Raw genomic sequence first — 1,637 nt, forward strand, 5'->3', positions numbered from 1 at the left:
CTAGTGCCGTGACCGCATAGGTTCACCGGGTTGAAGTCGAACCGGCCCTCGTCGCCCGTGTGCCCCTGGCAGGATCTTGCACATGTTCAAAGAGAAACTCAACGCGCTCTCGCAGTTGATGGCCGAGCACATGGCCGCGCCGTTCCCTCCGGGCTTTCGCGGCCTGGACATCGAAGGCCAGGAGATGGTGCTGCTCGACGCGGACGCCTACGGCTATGCCTCCGATGTCCTCAAAGGCCCACTCGATGAGCAGCGCCGCGCGGGCTTGCTGAAGCTCACGGCGGCGTTCGAGAAGGTTCTCCCGGCGATCGACGACGAGTACGCGGTCAAGTACTACACACACGTGCGCGACATGGCCGTGCTGGCCGCCGAGATCGATACCTTGCGCGACAAAGTAGACCTCTGACTGGGAAGGTTCGCCGAGGTGGCGGTCGGGGCGGTTGGATGTGCAAGGACGTCCAATCCGACCGCTGGAGGTGCGGTGGCTGAGCCTGTCCGTGTGCGCAGACTGACCGACCAGGAGGGGCAGAAACTGCAGCAGATCGTGCGCCGAGGCAGCACCAGCTCGGTGCGGTTGCGGCGCGCGATGATGCTACTGGCCTCGGCTGGCGGGAACCGGGTCCCGGTGATCGCCCAGCTGGTGCAGGCCGATGAGGACACCGTCCGCGACGTGATCCACCGGTTCAACGAGATCGGCCTTGCCTGCCTGGACCCTCAGTGGGCGGGAGGCCGTCCCCGCCTGCTCAGCTCTGACGACGAGGACTTCGTCATCAAGACGGCCACCACCCGACCGACCACGCTCGGCCAGCCCTTCACCCGCTGGTCTATCCGCAAACTGCTCGCTTACCTGCGCAAAGCCCACGGCCGCGTGATCCGGATCGGCCGCGAGGCGTTACGCCTCCTTCTGGCTCGGTGTGGCGTCACCTTCCAGCGCACCAAGACGTGGAAGGAGTCCCCCGATCCCGACCGCGACGCGAAGCTGGACCGGATCGAGGAGGTTCTGGACCGCTTCCCGGACCGGGTCTTCGCCTTTGACGAGTTCGGGCCGCTCGGCATCCGGCCCATGATGGGCTCGGGCTGGGCCGTCGTTGACCACCCGGAGCGGCACCCGGCGACCTACCACCGCACCCACGGGATCCGATACTTCCATGGCTGCTACTCGGTCGGCGACGACACCCTCTGGGGTGTCAACCGCCGTAAGAAGGGCACCGTCAACACCCTGGCCGCGCTGAAGTCGATCCGGGCCGCCCGCCCGGATGGGGCCCCGATCTACGTGATCTTGGACAACTTGTCCGCACACAAAGGCGCCAAGACGCGCTGCTGGGCGAAGAAAAACCGCGTCGAGCTGTGCTTCACTCCGACCTACGCGTCCTGGGCGAACCCGATCGAGGCGCATTTCGGGCCGCTGCGGCAGTTCACCATCGCCAACTCCAACCACTGCAACCACACCGTCCAGACCCGGGCCCTGCACGCCTACCTGCGCTGGCGCAACGCGAACGCCCGCCACCCCGACGTCCTGGCCGCCCAACGCCGTGAGCGCGCACGCGTCCGCGGCGAGAAGGGCATCCGCTGGGGCGGACGCCCTATCAAGGCCGCAGCCTGACAAACCCGGTGAACCTATGCGGTCACGGCACTAG

2 protein-coding genes are annotated in these 1,637 nt (G+C 66.7%); both read left to right on the forward strand.

Annotated elements, in window-relative coordinates; translation table 11 throughout:
- Positions 1-82 precede the first annotated feature (82 nt).
- Positions 83-406 carry a hypothetical protein gene (locus ACSDR0_RS50445; RefSeq protein ID WP_435296104.1) on the forward strand — a complete coding sequence of 108 codons (324 nt, stop codon included), beginning with the start codon at positions 83-85 and terminating at the stop codon, positions 404-406.
- A gap of 75 nt (positions 407-481) precedes the next feature.
- Entirely contained in the window at positions 482-1,603 is a 1,122-nt protein-coding gene (locus ACSDR0_RS50450) for an IS630 family transposase (protein WP_435296105.1), read from the forward strand.
- The last annotated feature ends 34 nt before the right edge of the window (positions 1,604-1,637 follow it).

The organism is Streptosporangium sp. G11, assembly GCF_051192615.1.
Taxonomy (GTDB): domain Bacteria; phylum Actinomycetota; class Actinomycetes; order Streptosporangiales; family Streptosporangiaceae; genus Streptosporangium.